This window comes from Vibrio sp. MACH09, assembly GCF_033238805.1.
In the GTDB taxonomy this organism is placed as follows: domain Bacteria; phylum Pseudomonadota; class Gammaproteobacteria; order Enterobacterales; family Vibrionaceae; genus Vibrio.
On the sequence record NZ_BSFZ01000001.1, the window covers coordinates 2,595,917 to 2,609,381 of the forward strand.

Here is a 13,465-nt window from a genome sequence, read left to right on the forward strand (position 1 = left end):
TTCTCTAGTTCAGAAAAAGATGATAATGCTATTATCATTAAATAATATGTCAATTACTAGGGTCTGTTGACCTTTCGCGATGATTCTAAAGCTAAAAAAACAGGTAACTCATAATAATGGCATCTTCTTTACCCTGTTTACATGGGTAATAATTTACTCGTCGATCAACTTCATTAAACCCAAGCGATTCATACAACTGAAATGCTTTGTTATTGCTTTCTCTTACTTCCAGCCATGCACTATCTGCTTTAGCGTTTTGGCAAATGTCGAGAAAATGCTCCATTAAGCAACGTCCAAACCCTTTACCATGTAACAAGGGATCCACCGCCACATTTAGTAGAGTCACTTCCCCCACAATATTTTGCGCATAAAAATAGCCAATCAACTGTTCACCATCCAGCAGCGCATAGTGACAGGCACCACGGCTATTGAGATTATTAATCATGGATTGTGTCCAAGGATGTGAATGGGCGGTCTGTTCAATACGCCAAACCGCATCTAGATGCGACTCGGCTAAAGGGGAGATATTAATGGTCATATTTACAAATTTGTTGCCATAACTGGCGTCTCTGTTGTGTATTTCCTTGAATGTCAGCTAATAATGGCGAACTAATAAGGTTTACCCCTTCTAGTTCAATGGCTTCCCCTCCGGAAAACCAAATCCAGTCAAGTGACTGTTTGCCTAAGTAGGGCATCTGGTTAGGGAATAGATGCAATGACTGATCTAAAGTCAGTCCCATACTTTTTAACACCCGTTCAAACAGCTCTGCTAGTTCACCTTTTGGCTTTACTGCGGATACAAGCAGTAATTTGCACTCTTCTGGTAATACTATTGACTCTGCATGATAGCCTTCAAGTCGTTGAGGATGAATAACATCCCAGCGACTGATTCCCATTTCTTGCAGATATTCCGCCTCACTTGATAACATAACTAAAGCTCTGAAAATTCCGGACAATACTCAATTAAACCTTGTTTGCCTTGGCAAGTACCTTCCGCTAACTCGATCATTTGAAAGTACCCTTGAGGAACATCCCAGCGACAATGCATGTTATAGCTCTCTGCATCAACAAAGCCAAAACGACCATAGAATGCAGGATCGCCTAAAACCGAACAGGCGGGGTAACCTAACTCAAATAGAGAGTCAAAACCTTCTCTAATCAACTTGCCTGCAATGCCTTGTTTCCGATACTCAGCCTTAACAGCCACTGGCGCCATTCCCTGCCAACCAATATCTTCACCATCGATCAATATAGGAGTAAACAGCAGGTGCGCAATGATTTCACCTTCATCACTGCATGCAACAAGCGATAGGGTAAAACGGCTATTCTCACGCAGTGACATAACCAGTTTAGCTTCCGCATCCGTATCAAACGCGGCCTCTAATAGACTATTAATTGGCAGAATGTCTGCTGGTGCTTCAGTTCTGATAAGCATTTGTGGCTCCATCATTGGTTAGTTCTGGGTGAACACCTTTATACACAAAGTCGGCCAACTGATTCAGCAATAGAGTCAACCCTTTCGGAAGGGCATCTAAGTCCACACTATCCATCAAGTTCTTCACTTCCAAACCCAATTCAGTGTCTCCTTCAATGCTTAAGCGTCGTTGAAAAAATAACGTATCAGGGTCTTCTTTTCGACCGGCAATCAATACCAAATCATTTAAGTTACCGCAAAAGCTCACATCATACTGTTCAACGGATTCAGAAACCAAAAGCTTCTCATCTTGGTAGCTAATAAACCAATCAAGTGATAAGTCGCTAATGGATACTTTTAACCATTTGTCTTCAAGAAACTCAAAATCACCATCTTCTAGTGACTCACGGAAAACCTGCTTAAGTCCTTCCAGTAATGCTTTATTTTGTATGGCATTCGGTAATAATTGGACTGGAGATCTCAAAAATTGTGCAGCATTTTGCACTAAATGGGTTCGAATCTTGTTTAACACACTAAATATCCGTTACCTTGTTTTGTCGTTTCGCCATAATAGTGGATATCGCATCAGAATTCCTGTTATGTATCAAAAAAGAATCGCTATAATACTGATAGCTTTCACATCTGATGTATCAAGGTTATAGTTATCAGGCTATAGTTTATAAAATAAGCAACATATTTAGTATGAAATCGGTAGAATTTTAATGCCAACAACGCAGTTACAACAATGGTTTGCCAAACTGACTGACAGCAGTCCGTTTCTCTTTGCCATTTTAGACAAACAACACAACTACAGTAACGTTAACCAGCGTTATTGTGAAATCGCGGGACTGTCTAAAAACGAGCTAGTTGGCATGAATGACTCTTTAGTGCTCGGTGATAAATTTTATCAATCGCTAAAGCCTTTCTATGATAAAGCCCTTCAGGGTGAAAATGTCGAAGCAGAAATCATTTTAAACGACGATGAACACGAAACCAGCCTGCATTTTAGTGTTTCCCCTATCATCATTGATGATAATGTAGAATCGATAACCTTCCATGCTATCGACACTTCCGAAAAACAGATTATCGCCAAATCTTTAGAAGAGTCTGAAAGTAAGTTTTCTGTTTTATCTGAACTGCTTCCTGATGGCCTCATACTGATTGAAAATGACACGATTATTTCGGCTAATCCGATGGCCGTTCGTTTGCTCGGTTTTAACGAAAATGAAGAGTTGCTTGGAGAACAGATCAGTCGATTATTTATTGATGAAAAAACCAAGACCGTATTTGCTCGCTCTTTATCGTCAATTTTAGAGAAAGAGATCATCACCTGCTTAACCGGTGCTCGTTGTGGCGTTGAACGAAAAGTAACCCTGAGAGCAGACAAAATTACGGTTCTAGGTAACCAGTCACAAATCATCATCATTGAAGATGCAGATAGTGAGGTTGGCGGCGTTCCTGACGATAAACACGACTCTCATTACGACTCCTTAACGAAACTGTATAACCGATTTGGCTTCACTCGACGTTTAGAGCACTTTATCGACAACGAAACCCCTTTGGTTATGTTGTATCTAGACATTGATAATTTCAAAAATATCAATGACTCTCTTGGTCATCATATTGGTGATAAAGTCATCAAAGAAGTCTCAGCACGCTTGCAACGGTTGCTACCGGCAGAAGCGATTCTTGGTCACCTTGGTGGTGATGAGTTTGGACTGATCGTGCCAAATCCAGAGCACAACAAAGCGGCAGAATCCTTATCGGAAAAAATCATCTCTTTAATTAATCAACCGTTTGACCTTCACCACTTTAGCAAGCGGTTAGCCTGTTCTATTGGCGCTGTCAGTTATCCGAGAGATGGTAACGATGCGCGAGTGTTGCTACAAAATGCTGATACTGCCATGTATGAAGCAAAAGATCGTGGTCGTAACCGATTAATTAATTACCATGATCAAATGAACAAAGAAGCTCGCATGCGCTTATGGCTAGAGATTGAGTTACAAAAAGCCTTGCAGCAGAATGGGTTAGAAGTTTGGTACCAACCTAAAGTTAATGCTCGTGATTTCAGCATTAATGGTGCAGAAGCGCTGGTTCGCTGGAAGCACCCGATTGAGGGCTATATTAGTCCAGGTGCGTTTATCCCTGTCGCAGAAAGAGCCGGGCTTATTGAGCACTTAGGCCGCTCGGTAATGCGGGAGGTATTCACCACGGTTAAACGCTGGAAAATTCAAGGTATTTTGCCCGGTAGAGTCGCCATTAATTTATCTCCAGAGCAGTTTGGTAACCCAAAGCTTATTGATTATATGGAAAAACTACTGCGTACCACAGAGCTAGACCCAAGTTGCATCACCTTTGAGCTGACCGAAAGTGCGGTGATGAGTGATAGTGAGCACACACTACAAATGCTAAACGCCATCAAAAAACTAGGTTTTGCTCTCTCCATTGATGACTTTGGTACGGGCTACTCATCACTCTCTTATTTGGCGAGATTCCCTATTGATGAGCTCAAGATCGACAGAGCCTTTATCAACGATATTGATAAGCTGCCAAAGCAGGTGACGGTCATTGAAAATATCATAAACTTAGGGCGCTCTTTGGATCTCTCTGTTGTCGCTGAAGGGGTAGAGACTCGCCAGCAAGCCACCTTATTGTCCAATTTGAACTGCCATTCTATTCAGGGTTTTCATTTTCATCGACCACAACCTAAACATGAAATCGAAGAATTACTGGCACAAAACCGCCGACATAAAAACTAATTGACGATTTTTCCAGCACATATTCAATTTTCCTGAGGCAGAGTCAACCAAACCTGCCTTACATCAACTTTTCCGTTACGAATCCTCAATAAAATGCCAACACTAAACGACTTTAAATAACATGGTTTGAGTTTATGGAGCTTTTATGTCCTGCGGGAAATTTGCCTGCCCTCAAAACAGCAGTAGATTGTGGTGCTGATGCTGTCTATATCGGTTTTAAGGATGATACCAATGCGCGTCATTTTGCCGGATTAAATTTCACAGGAAAAAAACTGGATCGCGCAGTTGAATATATACGCGATCACAACAGAAAACTTCACGTTGCCTTAAATACATTCGCTCATCCAGATGGTTTTGACCGCTGGACAAAGGCGGTTGATAATGCCGCATCAATGGGAGTTGATGCTTTAATTGTTGCCGATATTGCGATTCTTGAGTACGCAGCCAGTAAGTACCCAGATTTAGAGCTGCACTTGTCCGTTCAAGCATCTGCAACCAATATTGCCGCCATTGACTACTACTATCAGAATTTCAACGTTAAACGTGTTGTACTGCCAAGAGTGCTTTCCATCCATCAAGTAAAACAGCTGTCGCGAAACATTCCTGACCATGTAGAGTTAGAAGTGTTTGCTTTTGGCAGTCTATGCATTATGGCGGAAGGACGGTGTTACCTCTCTTCTTACATGACAGGAGAATCACCCAACACCGTTGGAGCCTGTTCTCCAGCAAAATACGTTCGCTGGCAAGAGACAGATGATGGGCTTGAATCGAGACTAAATGACATATTAATTGACCGTTATTCAGCGGGTGAAAACGCGGGCTACCCAACACTGTGTAAAGGCCGTTTTGATCTTCATGTTGATGGAGAAGACAAGCGCATTCATGCACTAGAAGAACCCACGAGTTTAAATACCTTATCTTTGTTGCCTGAACTATTTGCTGCCAATGTCGCTTCCGTGAAAATTGAAGGTAGACAGCGAAGTCCGGCTTATGTAGAGCAGGTCACCAGAACATGGCGAGCCGCCATCGATCACTATTTAGCCAACCCTGATAGCTATCAAGTTAAAGCTCAGTGGGACAACGCACTGGCAAACGTATCAGAAGGGACCCAGACAACACTCGGTGCGTATCACCGTAAATGGCAGTAACGGAATTAAGTATGGAAAACGAAATGAAATACGCACTAGGCCCGCTTCTCTATTTCTGGCCGAAACAGGATGTTGAAGACTTCTATCAGCAAGCACAACACTCCAGTGCCGACATAATTTACTTAGGGGAAGCCGTATGTTCAAAACGCAGATTGATCAAACCTAAACAGTGGTTCGATATCGCTAAAGAGCTTTCCGCTTCGGGAAAACAAGTGGTCCTCTCTACAATGGCACTTCTTGAGGCGCCAAGTGAAGTCAGTGCGATGAAAAAGTACATAGACAATGGTGAGTTTGCCATTGAAGCTAACGACGTATCGGCGATACAGTTGGCTTCTGAGAAGAAAGTCCCTTTCGTTGTTGGCCCTGCGGTGAATGCCTACAATGCACAAACCTTACGCTTATTTGTAAAACAAGGAATGATTCGCTGGTGTATGCCGGTAGAACTTTCTCGCGAATGGTTAACGCAAGTCGCCACAGAATGCGACTCGCTCAATATCAGAGATAAGTTTGAAATTGAAGTGTTCAGTCACGGCTATCTTCCCCTAGCCTACTCCGCTCGCTGTTTCACTGCACGAGCAGAGAACCGACCTAAAGATGAGTGTGAAACTTGCTGTATTAAATACCCAACGGGTTTGCAAGTAGCAAGCCAGGAGGGACAATCGGTCTTTAATTTGAACGGTATTCAGACGCAATCTGGTTACTGTTACAACTTGATCAATGACCTCGACAGCATGAAAGGATTGGTTGATGTGGTTCGTTTAAGTCCGCTAGGCTTGGATACCTTTAGCAAGGTTGATCAGTTTAAAGCCAATGAAGATGGCAAACAAAAACAAGCGTTAGAGAATCGTCACTGCAATGGTTACTGGCACCAACTTGCTGGATTAGATGTGAGATAGCATAAAAACGCGTAAGTGGGCACCTTGCTCACTTACGCTTGCTGTATCGAATATCCCTTTACTCAAATTTAGTTTACTTCTGATACCTTACTGTACCCATTTTCGACACTGCTAATGTTAGTAAACTCCCGTCTAATCATCCAGATAATCACAATACTTAGGGCAATATTCGAAAGCGGATAAGCAATCCAAACACCCACCAAGCCAAAGAGGTACGGCAGGGTGAATAGGAAAGGTATCTGTACCGCCATATTCCCAATAGTCACAAACATCGCTTTCTTGCTCTGACCAACCGCTTGGTAATATGCCCCTGCAACCACAATAAAGCCATCCAAAAACAGGGCAAACATATGCAGTCGAATACCCAGTGTCGCTTGTGTCATTAACTCAGCATCTTCAGAGTTAAACACTGCGATAATTTGCTCTGGATAAATGTTCAATAAAAGAACAAAGGCAATGCCTAATAAAACAGAGCTCCACGCAGCTAAATTAAACAGTTTGGCTACCGCCTCGCGATTTTTGCCACCATGATTAAAGCTCACTAATGGCTGCATACCGTTAGCGATCCCTTCTACTGTTAAGTAGTAAATGGTCACTACATAGCCAATAATGGCATAAGCGCCGATCATCACAACATTACCAAATTGAGTAAACATCCAGTTGTGAACCGCTACCATCGCTGAACCGTAAAGGTACATAAAGAAACTTGAGAGACCAATACTGCAAATTTCAGGTAACTCCTTCACTCGAAATGAAAGAGTGGCAAGGGATAATCTCATTGTGGCATAGCGGGAGAAGAAATACCCCACACCCATTAAGGTCACCACGAACTGTGCCATTGCGGTCGCGATAGCGGCCCCCTCTAACTCCCAGCCCATGACGGCAATAAACAGATAATCAAGAGCAATGTTCACGACAGCCCCTATGATCATCAATACGGTGGCAAAGTTTGGACTATTATCATTTCGCAGTAGAAAAGGGATCGCAATTGAGCCAAGTGAAAACAGGCTGCTGACAATCAATACGTCGATATATTGCTTAGCGAGCTGGAATACTTCCCCTTCAACTCCTTGCGCTAACAATAAACTATCGGCGTACTGCCACAAAAACAGCGAGAGCACAGGAAACAGTAGAAATAGAAAAATAAGACCAGTACTGAGTATACTTTTCGCCTTATCCTTATTGCCTGCACCTTGATTAATCGACACTACCGCTCCTGTGCCAACACCAACCATCATTCCTATACCCAACACGGCACCAATAATTGGCCACGCCACATTTATCGCAGCCAATCCATCCGCCCCTACATATTGGCCAATGAAAATCCCGTCTACGACCTGATACAAACCATTCACCAGCATTGCTGCAACAGTAGGTAACGTATATTTTAGAAACTGTTTAGTGATCGTTTTAGACATAGCTTTACTCTCATTTTGTTAGCAATGCTAACTATATTGATATATTCGCCATGATATGGCGTACAGTGATTTCTACTTAAGCATTTTGTTAAAGATGGCAACGAACTCTGCTACCTCTTCTTTACTCACTTTCGCTTCCAGTTTTCGTGTAATCTCTGTATGTACAACATCTTCCAGCAATAAACCGCGCTGAGCTTTTTCGGTCAAAATAACACGCTTAGCACGAGCATCTTCTGGGCAAGCTATTCGCTTTACCAGCCCTTTCTTTTCAAGTCTTACCACCATATTTGACGCAGATGGTTTTGCCACTAACATCTCTTCCGCTAAGTCAGTAATTCTTATCGGTTCATTGGCATACTGAATCACTTTTAAATAATCAAACTCATTAAAACTTAGCATCGCTAGAGGATCATCAACTTTTGATAATAGACGCCACTCTTTCGACATAAACCGTTCAAGTTTAATTAAACTCTCTTGTAGACTCATTTTGCATCCATTTAGTTAGCAAGGCTAACTATTTTAGCTGAAATAATAAAACACGCAACAAAAAAAACGCTGGATTATATCCAGCGCTTCACTCTACTCTTTCGGCTATTTCTATTATTCAGCCGCTAGCTGCTCTTCCCGAACCTTGGTAAATATACGTCCCAACTCAAGGAAGGAGTATCGATGCTCTACATATTCGTAGACATTGAATGACAATGCCAATTTATATAATGCGATAGAGTCCGCATACAAGCCATCAAACTGGTAACGCTTCGCTAGGTAAAAATAGCTTTCCGTTAGTCTCTGAGCAAGAATCACGTTGTCTCTGGTTCCATCAAGCACCGCTTTAAAAGTTTGCTGCTCAGTAATTTCGTTAAGCATAATTGCCACCAATACCCATCCCCATTCGTCATTTCGGTCATCATAACGAAGCTTGAGATCGGCAAAGGCTTTTTCAGAAGATTTTTCTCTCTCAATGATATAAAGCCAAAGTGCTCTAAATGGGTCACCCGGATCATCATTATAGTGAGAGCGAATCTCTTCTAAGGCAAGGTCGATACGGCCACCGTAATACAAAGCAATGGCTCTATTACGCTCTGCATACTGATTGTCAGGGTCTAACTCTAATGTCGAATCAAACGCTTCATAGGCGGCATCAAACTCGCCAACTTGGGTAAAGTAAACACCTAGCATATTGAAAATATCAGGTTGAGCTGGATTTAAACTTAGTGACTGATTAAAGTCCAATCGAGCAAGATCCCTTAACCCTGCGGCATCAAAGTAGCTACCACGCTCATAAAACATTTTCGCTTTCACATCATTAGATAAGTCTTCACGCTGTAAAAGTTGAGTGAGTCGAGCAATCTGTACTTCTTGCTGAATGCTTGCCTGTAATGGAACCGCCATCGGAGGATATACCCACTGACTGCTTGTCGGATTGTTAATAGATGCACAACCTGAAAGAGCAACTAACAAACCAAACACAACGAATTTCAACCATCTCACTGACATATATCTCCTTCGACCCATAAAAAAAGGGCAACATTTCTGTTCCCCTTTATAACACGCTTTGTAACTAATTAGCTACAGATGCAATAGTAATCTTATTCAGCTTCAGGTGCTTGTGGCGCTTCTTCTGCTGGTTTTTCTACTGCTTCTTTCATACTTAGACGTACACGGCCTTGGCGATCAATTTCTAGTACCTTAACTTGTACTTCTTGACCCATTTCCAAGTGATCAGCCACTTTCTCAATACGTTTATCAGCAATTTGAGAAATGTGAACCAAACCATCTTTACCCGGTAGGATAGTAACGAATGCACCAAAGTCTGCAAGACGTGCTACTTTACCCGTATAAATACGACCAACTTCAACTTCTGCAGTGATCTCTTCAATACGACGAATAGCTTCTTGTGCTGCTGCACCTTCAGTAGCGGCGATTTTGATCGTGCCGTCATCTTCGATTTCAATAGTTGTGCCAGTCTCTTCAGTTAGAGAACGAATAACTGCACCACCTTTACCGATAACGTCTTTAATCTTCTCTGAGCTAATCTTCATAGTATGAATACGAGGAGCAAACTCAGAAATATCTTCGCGAGCACCAGAGATAGCTTCATCCATTACAGATAGGATGTGCTTACGTGCACCTTGCGCTTGGTTAAGAGCAATTTGCATGATCTCTTTAGTGATACCTTCGATCTTGATGTCCATTTGAAGTGCAGTAATACCGTCATTAGTACCCGCTACTTTAAAGTCCATGTCACCTAGGTGATCTTCATCACCAAGGATGTCAGAAAGAACAACAAAATCGTCGCCTTCTTTAACAAGACCCATAGCGATACCCGCAACAGATGCTTTGATTGGAACACCTGCATCCATAAGAGCAAGAGAAGTACCACATACAGACGCCATTGACGATGAACCGTTAGATTCTGTGATTTCCGATACAACACGTACTGTGTATGGGAACTCATCAACAGAAGGCATTACCGCTGCAATACCGCGCTTAGCCAGTTTACCGTGGCCGATTTCACGACGCTTTGGAGAACCAACAAAACCTGTTTCACCTACACAGTATGGAGGGAAGTTGTAGTGCAGTAGGAAGTGATCTTTACGCTCACCTGTTAGCTCATCAATGATTTGAGCATCACGCTGCGTACCTAGAGTAGCAGTCACGATAGCCTGAGTTTCACCACGAGTGAATAGAGATGAACCGTGTGTACGTGGAAGAACACCAGTACGTACGTCTAACGCACGAACCATATCTTTCTCACGACCATCGATACGTGGGTTACCAGCAATGATGCTACGACGTACAACAGTTTTCTCTAAATCGTGGAAGATAGTGTGGATTTCTTTCTTGTTTGCTTCCGGATCTTCAGCAAGTAGAACGTCGTTTACTTCTGCAGCAATATCATGAATGCGGTCGTAACGAGCCATCTTCTCAGTGATTTGGTAAGCTTCAACAAGCTTAGCTTCTGCTAGTTCAGTAATCTTATTTACTAGAACTGTGTTCTCTGCTGGCGCTTCCCAATCCCATGCTGGAGTATTAACTTCAGCTTTGAATTCGTTGATGGCATTGATAACAACTTGTTGTTGTTCATGACCAAATACTACCGCAGATAGCATCTCTTCTTCTGTTAGGTTGTCTGCTTGAGACTCAACCATAAGAACAGCACCTTCAGTACCTGAAACAACAAGATCAAGCTTAGATGTTTCAAGTTCAGTGTTGCTTGGGTTAAGAACAAGCTGACCATCGATGTGACCTACACGTGCAGCACCGATAGGACCGTTAAACGGAATACCTGAGATTGCAAGAGCAGCTGAAGTACCGATCATTGTTACCATATCTGGTTGAACATCTGGGTTTACAGACATTACTGTGGCAATAACTTGTACTTCGTTTTTGAACGAATCAGGGAAAAGCGGGCGAATTGGGCGGTCGATTAGACGAGCCGTTAGTGTTTCACCTTCAGAAGGACGACCTTCGCGCTTGAAGAAACCACCAGGGATTTTACCTGCTGCATAAGTGCGCTCTTGGTAGTTAACGGTAAGAGGGAAGAAGTCTTGACCTTCTACCGCTTCTTTTTTACCTACAACCGATACGAATACTGCGGTATCGTCCATAGTAACCATAACTGCTGCAGTAGCTTGACGTGCAATTACGCCTGTTTCGATAGTAACGGTGTGGTTACCGTACTTAAATGTTTTAACGACTGGATTCGCGAACATTATATTTCCTTATTTCAAAGCTATTTATTAGCTTCGATTATGAGTTAATAACTCAAAGCAATACTCATCGCGACTAGTACAAATCGACTCTATTCAAGCTAAAGTGAATATTGCTAAATAGATTTGTAATAGTCGCGACCAAGTGGCCGACATCTGTGACAGTATTACTAAGAATTTCTGATAGCGTCATTTCAACCTACTTAGGTCAAAATTGACGTTGCATAGTATAAACTACTTAAACGGTATACCCAAGTAACTTAAAGGGGTTAGCTTAAGCCAACTTAATACCAATCTAGATAAGTAATCATCCAAATTATTAAGCAATAAATAATAAAAAAAGGGAGCTAAAAAGCTCCCTTCTTCAACAAACTTATCTTAGCGACGTAGGCCTAGACGTTTGATTAGGTCTTGGTAACGCTCTAGGTTTTTACCTTTAAGGTAATCTAGAAGCTTACGACGACGAGAAACCATACGTAAAAGACCGCGACGGCTGTGGTGATCTTGTTTATGGTTTGCAAAGTGACCTTGTAGGTGGTTAATAGAAGCTGTAAGTAGAGCTACTTGAACTTCTGGTGAACCTGTGTCGCCTTCGCCTTGTGCATATTCTGCTACAATAGCTGCTTTTGTTTCTGCATTCAGAGACATAAATCTCTCCTAATAAGAGTTAGTTTAACACTGTGCCGCCAATCTCTGATTCAGCCGACACGAGGAGCGCGCATTCTAAGGGGTTCACCGATAAAATGCAAGCAGGATTTACTCCTGCTCTTGATCTCGAAAAACAACTAGGCGCTTAGGAGCCACTCTACCATCGTCATCGATTTCACCGATGCCGATAAAGGTCTTCTCTTCACCGCTCGTCATTCTAACAACACCATCTAAAGGCGCACCAAACACCTGCACGGGCTGTCCATGCTGGATCATATCCGTCAGTTCAGCTATGAGGTTAACCTCAGGCAGATCTTGTACCGCAGAATCCATTGGCATAAGTAATGGGTCTAGCAGCTCTCTTGGGGCAATATCTTCTTCTCGTGCTTTTTCTAGCAAAGCTTCTAGTTGCTCTAATGTCACCATTTTTTCATAGGGATAATTAGATACACCAGTACGACGTAGATAAATTACATGAGCACCACAGCCCAGCATTTCACCAAGGTCATCAACGATAGTTCGGATATAGGTCCCTTTAGAACAATGGACATCCATTTCAACTTCACTGCCTTCGAAACGGACCAGCTCAATACTGTGAACGGTAATTTTACGAGACTCACGAGGAACCTCTATACCTTCCCTTGCATACTCATACAGGGGCTTACCCTGATATTTGAGAGCAGAGTACATAGAAGGAATTTGATCCGTTTCACCGCGGAATTTAGCGATACAGCGTTCGAGTTGGCCTCGATCCACTTTTACTTCACGAGTTTCCACCACTTCACCATCCGAATCAGAAGTGTTGGTACGCTCACCCAGCTTAGCGATAACCCGATAACGTTTATCGGAATCGAGTAGAAACTGAGAGAACTTTGTCGCTTCACCAAAGCAGAGAGGAAGCATACCGGTAGCAAGAGGATCAAGCGCGCCGGTATGACCCGCTTTCTCTGCAAAGTAGATACGCTTTACTTTTTGCAGTGCATCATTAGATGTTATGCCCGTAGGCTTATCTAGAAGAATAACCCCATCAACAGGGCGACCTTTACGACGACCTCTGCGACCCATTACTCTTCGTCCTCTCGACCAGAATCTTTCGCTCTACGCTTATCATCACTGATCACTTCACTTACAAGGTTAGACATACGCATACCTTCAACAAGTGTATTATCGTAAGTAAAGCGAACCTCTGGTGTTAAACGCAGACGAATACGCTTACCCAAAATCATTCGAATATGGGTTTCATGCTCTTTTAACGCCTCAAGGCTTTTCTCTGGAGTCTGCTCACCAACACACAGGAAGGTAACAAATACTTTTGCGTAAGCAAGATCACGAGAAACTTCCACATCTGAAATGGTAACCATACCAATGCGAGAGTCTCTTACTTCACGTTGCAAAATCAACGCAAGTTCTTTTTGTAGCTGTTGCGACACACGTTGTGTGCGACTAAATTCTTTTGACATTTCTTTTCT

At 42.5% G+C, this 13,465-nt stretch carries 14 protein-coding genes; 3 read left to right on the plus strand and 11 right to left on the minus strand.

The genetic code is table 11. From position 1 onward, the window contains the following. Nucleotides 1–91: 91 nt before the first annotated feature. From rimI to CHJ_RS11645, 4 genes are read right to left on the minus strand one after another with little or no spacing between them, the layout of a single operon-like run. Nucleotides 92–538 (minus strand): ribosomal protein S18-alanine N-acetyltransferase, encoded by a 447-nt coding sequence (rimI, locus tag CHJ_RS11630; RefSeq protein ID WP_171751332.1) that lies wholly within the window; start codon nt 536–538, stop codon nt 92–94. Next, nucleotides 528–929, minus strand: a complete 402-nt coding sequence (locus tag CHJ_RS11635; RefSeq protein WP_171751331.1) for a DNA polymerase III subunit psi — start codon at nt 927–929, stop codon at nt 528–530. Before CHJ_RS11635 ends, rimI begins: the two co-directional genes overlap by 11 nt. A gap of 2 nt (nt 930–931) precedes the next feature. Then, the gene (locus CHJ_RS11640) at nt 932–1,435 is read right to left on the minus strand and encodes a GNAT family N-acetyltransferase (RefSeq protein WP_171751330.1); all 504 of its coding nucleotides are present in this window, start codon (nt 1,433–1,435) and stop codon (nt 932–934) included. Further along, a complete protein-coding gene (locus CHJ_RS11645) occupies nt 1,419–1,946 on the minus strand; it encodes an SCP2 domain-containing protein (protein WP_317917731.1) in 528 nt (175 codons plus the stop codon). The genes CHJ_RS11640 and CHJ_RS11645 overlap by 17 nt, the downstream gene beginning before the upstream one ends. Before the next feature lie 190 nt (nt 1,947–2,136). Here CHJ_RS11645 and CHJ_RS11650 point away from each other — a divergent pair, with 190 nt between their 5' ends. The 3 genes from CHJ_RS11650 (at nt 2,137) to CHJ_RS11660 (ending at nt 6,217) form a co-directional block, all read left to right on the plus strand. Further along, on the plus strand, nt 2,137–4,173 hold the full coding sequence (locus tag CHJ_RS11650) for a bifunctional diguanylate cyclase/phosphodiesterase (RefSeq protein ID WP_171751328.1): 2,037 nt from the start codon (nt 2,137–2,139) through the stop codon (nt 4,171–4,173). Nucleotides 4,174–4,307: 134 nt separating this feature from the next. After that, nucleotides 4,308–5,321 carry a peptidase U32 family protein gene (locus tag CHJ_RS11655; RefSeq protein WP_171751327.1) on the plus strand — a complete coding sequence of 338 codons (1,014 nt, stop codon included), beginning with the start codon at nt 4,308–4,310 and terminating at the stop codon, nt 5,319–5,321. Between the two features lie 23 nt (nt 5,322–5,344). Next, entirely contained in the window at nt 5,345–6,217 is an 873-nt protein-coding gene (locus CHJ_RS11660) for a U32 family peptidase (RefSeq protein ID WP_171751326.1), read from the plus strand. Nucleotides 6,218–6,285: 68 nt separating this feature from the next. Here CHJ_RS11660 and CHJ_RS11665 read toward each other — a convergent pair whose 3' ends face one another. The 7 genes from CHJ_RS11665 to rbfA form a co-directional block, all read right to left on the minus strand. Next, nucleotides 6,286–7,635 carry an MATE family efflux transporter gene (locus tag CHJ_RS11665; RefSeq protein WP_317917732.1) on the minus strand — a complete coding sequence of 450 codons (1,350 nt, stop codon included), beginning with the start codon at nt 7,633–7,635 and terminating at the stop codon, nt 6,286–6,288. A gap of 72 nt (nt 7,636–7,707) precedes the next feature. Beyond that, nucleotides 7,708–8,121, minus strand: coding sequence for a MarR family winged helix-turn-helix transcriptional regulator (locus CHJ_RS11670; RefSeq protein WP_171751324.1), 414 nt, complete (start codon nt 8,119–8,121; stop codon nt 7,708–7,710). A gap of 114 nt (nt 8,122–8,235) precedes the next feature. Then, nucleotides 8,236–9,126 (minus strand): lipoprotein NlpI, encoded by an 891-nt coding sequence (gene nlpI, locus CHJ_RS11675; RefSeq protein WP_317917733.1) that lies wholly within the window; start codon nt 9,124–9,126, stop codon nt 8,236–8,238. Between the two features lie 98 nt (nt 9,127–9,224). Beyond that, on the minus strand, nt 9,225–11,351 hold the full coding sequence (gene pnp, locus CHJ_RS11680) for a polyribonucleotide nucleotidyltransferase (RefSeq protein WP_171751322.1): 2,127 nt from the start codon (nt 11,349–11,351) through the stop codon (nt 9,225–9,227). Between the two features lie 375 nt (nt 11,352–11,726). Further along, nucleotides 11,727–11,996, minus strand: coding sequence for a 30S ribosomal protein S15 (rpsO, locus tag CHJ_RS11685; RefSeq protein ID WP_317917734.1), 270 nt, complete (start codon nt 11,994–11,996; stop codon nt 11,727–11,729). A gap of 108 nt (nt 11,997–12,104) precedes the next feature. Then, entirely contained in the window at nt 12,105–13,061 is a 957-nt protein-coding gene (truB, locus tag CHJ_RS11690; RefSeq protein ID WP_171751320.1) for a tRNA pseudouridine(55) synthase TruB, read from the minus strand. Beyond that, entirely contained in the window at nt 13,061–13,456 is a 396-nt protein-coding gene (gene rbfA / locus CHJ_RS11695) for a 30S ribosome-binding factor RbfA (protein WP_171751319.1), read from the minus strand. Before rbfA ends, truB begins: the two co-directional genes overlap by 1 nt. Nucleotides 13,457–13,465 lie beyond the last annotated feature (9 nt).

Coding starts and splice junctions, on each gene's coding strand:
- rimI (WP_171751332.1), bottom strand. CDS start 538: ATGACCATTAATATCTCCCCTTTAGCCGAGTCGCATCTAGATGCGGTT.
- CHJ_RS11635 (WP_171751331.1), bottom strand. CDS start 929: ATGTTATCAAGTGAGGCGGAATATCTGCAAGAAATGGGAATCAGTCGC.
- CHJ_RS11640 (WP_171751330.1), bottom strand. CDS start 1,435: ATGCTTATCAGAACTGAAGCACCAGCAGACATTCTGCCAATTAATAGT.
- CHJ_RS11650 (WP_171751328.1), top strand. CDS start 2,137: ATGCCAACAACGCAGTTACAACAATGGTTTGCCAAACTGACTGACAGC.
- CHJ_RS11655 (WP_171751327.1), top strand. CDS start 4,308: ATGGAGCTTTTATGTCCTGCGGGAAATTTGCCTGCCCTCAAAACAGCA.
- CHJ_RS11660 (WP_171751326.1), top strand. CDS start 5,345: ATGAAATACGCACTAGGCCCGCTTCTCTATTTCTGGCCGAAACAGGAT.
- CHJ_RS11665 (WP_317917732.1), bottom strand. CDS start 7,635: ATGTCTAAAACGATCACTAAACAGTTTCTAAAATATACGTTACCTACT.
- CHJ_RS11670 (WP_171751324.1), bottom strand. CDS start 8,121: ATGAGTCTACAAGAGAGTTTAATTAAACTTGAACGGTTTATGTCGAAA.
- pnp (WP_171751322.1), bottom strand. CDS start 11,351: ATGTTCGCGAATCCAGTCGTTAAAACATTTAAGTACGGTAACCACACC.
- rpsO (WP_317917734.1), bottom strand. CDS start 11,996: ATGTCTCTGAATGCAGAAACAAAAGCAGCTATTGTAGCAGAATATGCA.
- truB (WP_171751320.1), bottom strand. CDS start 13,061: ATGGGTCGCAGAGGTCGTCGTAAAGGTCGCCCTGTTGATGGGGTTATT.
- rbfA (WP_171751319.1), bottom strand. CDS start 13,456: ATGTCAAAAGAATTTAGTCGCACACAACGTGTGTCGCAACAGCTACAA.